Source organism: Nocardioides sp., from assembly GCF_016462705.1.
GTDB lineage: Bacteria > Actinomycetota > Actinomycetes > Propionibacteriales > Nocardioidaceae > Nocardioides.
This window is the reverse complement of sequence record NZ_JAEMSS010000230.1, coordinates 1-5,486: the sequence shown is the minus strand read 5'-3', so window position 1 is coordinate 5,486 and position 5,486 is coordinate 1. Positions and strand designations below refer to the sequence as shown.

Sequence of the window (5,486 nt, the reverse complement as noted above, 5' to 3'; positions counted from 1 at the left end):
CCTTGACCTTGAGCCGGTCCTCGAGGTTCCTCAGCTGGCTGGGCGCGAGCTCGCCGTCGCAGATCACCGTGTCGGCGCCGGTGGCCTCGACGATCTCGCGGATCGCCTCGACCTTGCCGCGGCCGACGTACGTCGCCGGGTCGGGCGACTGCCGGCGCTGGTAGATCGCCTCCAGGACCTGCGAGCCCGCGGTCTCGGCGAGCAGCGCCAGCTCGGCCATCGAGTTGTCGGCGTCCTGCGTCGTGCCTTCGGTCCAGACGCCGACCAGGACGACCCGCTCGAGCCGGAGCTGGCGGTACTCGACCTCGCTGATGTCCTCGAGCTCGGTCGACAGGCCGGCCACCCGGCGCAGGGCGTGCCGCTCGGCCAGCTCCATCGCGCCGGCCGTGGGCACCTCTTCGGGATCGGGCTCGTCCCAGTCGACCGTCGCTCGAAGGTCGGCCTCGAGGCTGAAGTCGGGGTCGATCTCGATGGTGCCGTCGGTGTCGTCTGCCTGATCGGCAAACTGGTCGACGGTGTCGGGGCTGATCTCGTGTGCGTTCGTCATACGCGCTCAAGACTACGTTCGGGCCCCATGAGCCGCATCCGCATTCCCGCCGGCGTGCGCCTGCTGGGCATCGCCGGGGCCCCTGGCGCAGGCAAGTCGACCTTCGCGGCAGCGGTCGCGGCCGAGCACAGCGGCGTCGTCCTGCCGATGGACGGCTTCCACCTCGCCGACGCCGAGCTCGCCCGCCGCGGGCTCCTGGACCGCAAGGGCGCCCCGGAGACGTTCGACGCCGAGGGGTACGCCGCCCTGCTGGCCCGGGTGCGGGCCGGCGAGGAGCACGTGCTGGCGCCGGCGTTCGACCGGACCATCGAGCAGCCGGTCGCCGGCTCGATCCCGGTGCCGGCCGGCGGCCTGGTGGTGACCGAGGGCAACTACCTGCTGGTCGACGAGCAGCGCTGGCGCGAGGCCCGCGCACAGCTCGACGAGGTCTGGCACGTGCGCGTCGACGAGGCCGTCCGGCTCGAGCGGCTGGTCGCCCGGCACGTCGAGTTCGGCAAGACCCCCGCCGAGGCGCTGGCCTGGGTCGAGCGGGTCGACCAGCCGAACGCCGCCCTCGTCGAGGCGGCCGCCGAGCGGGCCGACCGCCTCCTCGACCTCACCGACTGGGTGGGCTGAGCGGCTCCGGCTCGAGGTCGGTGGTCCAGAGGGCGACGCCGCTGCCGTCGTGGAGGGTGACGGTGAGCAGACCGGACCGGTCGATGGCCACGTGCCCGAAGAACTGGTTGCCGTCCCGGGGCGACTGCCGGCGACCGGAGTCGTTGCCCTTCGAGAACACGACCTCGGGGCCGAAGGTGCGGTCCAGGATGCCGTCCTTGCGGGGGAACGTCTCCGCGGCCAGCGGGCCGGACACGAACTCCCAGAACGGGTCGAAGTCGGCGTACGCCGCCCGCTCGGGGTGGTAGCGGTGCGCCGCCGTGTAGTGGACGTCGGCGGTGATCCACACGACGTTGCGGACGCCGTTGCGCTTGAACGCCGACAGGACCCGGGCGATCTCCGGCTCCCGGCCGCTCGGCGCGCCGGGGTCCCCGTTGGACGGGCCGTCTCGGTCGTCGGCCCAGTTCGACGGGATCGACAGCGGGAGGTCCGCCGAGATGACCTTCCAGGTCGCCCGGGACCGCGAGACCTCGTCGATGAGCCAGCGCTCCTGATCGGGACCCAGGATCCCCGGCTGGCCGGGCCCGGTGGACGGGCCGTTGGGCCCGCGGTAGGAGCGCATGTCCAGGCAGAACACGTCGAGGTGCGCGCCGCGCGGGACCCGGCGGTGGATGCGCGACGTGGCGAAGCCGTCCCCGCCCCGGTCGACGAGCCGGCGCACCGGCACGGGCTGGTACTCCTGCCAGGCCCGCCGGCCGCGCGCGGCCAGGACGTCGCAGCGGCGCTCGGAGTAGCGGTCGTCGTCGACCCGCTCGCCGGGATACCAGTTGTTCATCGTCTCGTGGTCGTCCCACTGGGAGATGGTGGGGACCTCGGCGTAGAGCGCCCGCACGTGCTGGTCGAGCAGCGGGTAGCGGTGCCGGCCCCGGAACTCCGCGAGGGTCTCGGCGACCTTGGACACCTCCTCGGTCACCACGTTGTGCCAGACGTCGCCGGTGTCCTCCTCCTGGGAGGTGGGGATCTCGATGTCGGCGTAGATCGTGTCCCCGCAGTGGATGAAGAAGTCCGGCCGGGTCTCGTGCATCGCCCGGTAGGTCGTCAGGCCGCCGAGCTGCTCGTTGATCCCCCACCCCTGCCCGCAGGTGTCGCCGGACCAGACGAACGACGTGGGCGCCGGGTGGACCGCGGCGGTCGAGAACGTCACCCGCCCGGGCCGGCCCGCCGTGCCGTCGGCCGCGGTGAACGAGATGTCCGCGGCGTACTCGCGCCCGGGGGCGAGCCCGTCGAGCAGCAGCCGGGCGGTGTGGTCGCTGCGCTCGTCGGCCCAGGGCCCGCGGACGGTCCGGAGCAGCCGGCCGTTGCTGGAGAGCCGCACCGACATCCGTCCGTCCCCCGACGCGCGGCCCCACAGCACCGCCGAGTCGGTGGTCACCTCGCCGGACCTGGCGCCGGAGGGCAGCTCGAGCCGCTGGCGCAGCAGCCCGGGTGAGCCGCGCCGCACGCCGTAGGCGACCAGTCCCGGCGTACCTCCGATCGCGACTCCGGCCAGCAGAGCGGTCCGTCTCCCGAGCTGGGTGCCCACGTCGTCGCAGGTTGTCGAGGGCGCGGGACCGGACCCCGACGGGAGGATGACGTGTCGCCGAACGGACCATGATCGCTCCGAGCCGCATCAACTACGTCGCCGCATTCTTTGCGTGACCGCAGTTTGTGCGGTAGCGTGTCGTCATGACGCCCGACCCGAAGCACCTGGACGCCGTCCACCAGGCCCTCGACGCCGCCGCCGGCCTCGGTCCGGACGAGGCCCTCCCGCACCTGCGGGAGGCCGCGGACCGGCTCACCGAGCTGATCGACGAGTCGATGGCCGAGGCGGTGCTGATGGGCAAGGCGTCGCTGCGCTCGGCCGGAGCGGCGGCGGGTCTCACCGAGAACGCCGTCCCGCCGCGGCTGGCCCGCACGCAGACCCTCGGCGCCTACGCCAACGAGGACGGCCGGGTGACGGCCGCCGGAGTGGAGCGGGCGAAGTACGACCACGAGTCCGGGACGCCGCGTCCGGCCCCGGCTCCCGCAGCAGCACCCATGCGGTTCAAGCCGCGCCGACCCAGCTGACCTGGCGGGTCGGAGGATTCAGCCCCAGGAGGCAGCCATGACCCGTTCCGACCTCACCCACCTCTACTTCCTCCTCGACCGGAGCGGGTCGATGCAGTCGATCAAGTCCGACATCGAGGGCGGGTTCGCGGCCTTCGTCGAGGAGCAGCGCGGCGGCACCGGTGAGTGCCTGGCCAGCCTGGCCCAGTTCGACGACGTCTACGAGGTCGTCTACACCGACCGCCCGGTCGCCGACGTGCCGCCGCTCGACCTGCGGCCGCGCAACATGACCGCCCTGCACGACGCGATGGGCCGGCTGGTCACCGAGGCCGGCGCCAAGCTCGCGGCGCTGCCCGAGGACCAGCGCCCCGGGACGGTCATCGTCGCGATCATGACCGACGGCCTCGAGAACGCCAGCAAGGAGTGGACCGCGCCGGCGGTCAAGGCGCTCGTGGAGGAGCAGACCACGACGTACGGCTGGGAGTTCCTCTACATGGGCGCCGACCAGGACGCCGTCGAGGTCGGGGTCGGGCTCGGCATCCCGGCCGCCAGCTCGGTGACCTACTCGCGGGGCAAGGCCAAGGAGGCGATGGCGATGTCCGCTGGCAAGATCCGCCAGCTGCGCACCGACCGGCTGACGGCGCCGGCCGCGGCGATGCCGGCGTTCACCGACGAGGAGCGGCGGTCCCTGGCCGAGTGACCGGCGACTGCCCCACAGCTCCCGCACCAGCCGCGTGAGATGTGGGGCAGTCCCATGCACAGCCCTGGACGACGCGGCCGTCATCCACAGACCGCGTACGACGAGAGCCACCCAGGGCGTCCGCGACGGGACAGTGGCGGCATGGACACCAACGGGATGCGGCGGCTCCTGCGCAAGCAGGACGGTGTGATCACGCGGGCCCAGCTGCTCGCACTGGGCGCGAAGCAGACCGACCTCGACCGGATGGTGCGCCGGCGCGAACTGAGCAGGGTCCACGCCGGCGTGTACGTCGAGCACACCGGCGAGCCGACCTGGCGACAGCGCGCGTGGGCGGCCGTCCTGGCCTACGACCCCGCCGCACTGGCTGGCCGGTCGGCCCTGCGGGCCGAGGGAGTCCGTGGGCACGATCCCTCCGGCTCGGCGCCCATCGTCGTCTGCGTCGACCGGCGGCGCAGCGTCCGCCGACGAGACGGCATCCACGTCACGTTCGTCAGCGGCTTCGAGGAGCGGTGTCAGCTGCACAAGTCACCGCCGCGGCTGCGGGTGGACCACGCCCTGGTCTACGAGGCCGCCGCACGAGATCGGCCGGAGTCAGCCCTCGCGGTGCTCGCCGACGCCGTGCAGCAAGGAGTGACGACACCGGCTCGCCTGGCCTCGACCTTGGAGATGCATCCCACCCTCAGGCACCGGCGGCTCCTCGCGGAGATACTTCGGGACGTCGCGGCCGGTGCGTACTCGGTGCTCGAGCACCACTACCTGGTGGACGTCGAGCGGCCGCATGGTCTCCCCGTCGGCGATCGTCAACGACGCGTGAAGCCCGGGAAGACGGTGGCCTACCGAGACGTCGACTACATCGACCTCGGGACCGGCGTCGAGCTCGACGGCCGGGTCGGACACGAGGAGCCTCTCGACCGTTGGAGGCCCGGCTGCCAGGCAACAGACCGCCCCACGAATCACGCACCAGCCGCGTGAGATGTGGGGCAGTCCCGCAGACGAATCGCTACTTGGGGGGCATCCGGATGCCGCCGTCGACCCGGATGACCTCGGCGTTCATGTAGGAGTTGGTCAGGCACTCGACCACCATGCTGGCGAGCTCGTCCGGCACGCCGAGGCGCTTGGGGAAGAGCACGCTCTCGCCGAGCTTGGCCTTGAACGCCTCGGAGTCCGGGCCCTCGCCGTAGATCGGGGTGTCGATCAGGCCCGGCGCCACCGTGTTGAGGCGGATGCCGCTGGCCGACAGGTCGCGGGCCACCGGGAGGGTCATGCCGACGACGCCGCCCTTGGACGCGGAGTACGACGCCTGCCCGATCTGGCCGTCGAACGCCGCCACGCTGGCGAGGTTGACGATGGCGCCGCGCTGGCCGTCGGCGTCGGGCTCGTTGCGGCTCATCACGGTCGCGGCCTGCCGGACCATGTCGAACGTGCCGATCAGGTTGATCTGGATGACCTTGGTGAAGGCGCCGAGGTCGTGCGCCGACTCGATCTGGCCGTCCCGGCCGATGGTGCGCTGCGCCCAGCCGATGCCGGCGGAGTTGACCACCGCGCGCAGCGGCGCGATCT

General features: G+C 72.5%; 6 protein-coding genes and 1 pseudogene. 4 read left to right on the top strand and 3 right to left on the bottom strand.

Annotation, left to right across the window (positions count from 1 at the left end):
- Positions 1–376: pseudogene (locus JHD21_RS20095) on the bottom strand (GTPase HflX); the annotation flags it as partial.
- 198 nt (positions 377–574) lie between these two features.
- On the opposite strand from JHD21_RS20095, the gene JHD21_RS20090 reads away from it, so the two are divergent.
- Complete coding sequence (locus tag JHD21_RS20090) at positions 575–1,162, top strand: nucleoside/nucleotide kinase family protein (RefSeq protein ID WP_292678933.1); 588 nt, start codon at positions 575–577, stop codon at positions 1,160–1,162.
- Here JHD21_RS20090 and JHD21_RS20085 read toward each other — a convergent pair.
- Entirely contained in the window at positions 1,143–2,723 is a 1,581-nt protein-coding gene (locus JHD21_RS20085) for an alkaline phosphatase D family protein (RefSeq protein ID WP_292678930.1), read from the bottom strand. The two genes, JHD21_RS20090 and JHD21_RS20085, sit on opposite strands and share 20 nt — an antisense overlap.
- A 143-nt stretch (positions 2,724–2,866) precedes the next feature.
- Between JHD21_RS20085 and JHD21_RS20080 the strand changes: the two genes are divergently transcribed.
- The 3 genes from JHD21_RS20080 to JHD21_RS20070 all read left to right on the top strand — a co-directional run bounded on the left by JHD21_RS20080 (position 2,867) and on the right by JHD21_RS20070 (position 4,898).
- Entirely contained in the window at positions 2,867–3,247 is a 381-nt protein-coding gene (locus tag JHD21_RS20080; protein WP_292678926.1) for a hypothetical protein, read from the top strand.
- Positions 3,248–3,284: 37 nt separating this feature from the next.
- Entirely contained in the window at positions 3,285–3,926 is a 642-nt protein-coding gene (locus JHD21_RS20075; RefSeq protein WP_292678924.1) for a vWA domain-containing protein, read from the top strand.
- 141 nt (positions 3,927–4,067) lie between these two features.
- A complete protein-coding gene (locus tag JHD21_RS20070) occupies positions 4,068–4,898 on the top strand; it encodes a type IV toxin-antitoxin system AbiEi family antitoxin domain-containing protein (protein WP_292678921.1) in 831 nt (276 codons plus the stop codon).
- 28 nt (positions 4,899–4,926) lie between these two features.
- Here the strand turns inward: JHD21_RS20070 and JHD21_RS20065 are convergent.
- Positions 4,927–5,486, bottom strand: a 560-nt coding sequence (locus tag JHD21_RS20065; RefSeq protein ID WP_292678919.1) for an SDR family oxidoreductase, incomplete at its 5' end; no start/stop codon positions are given.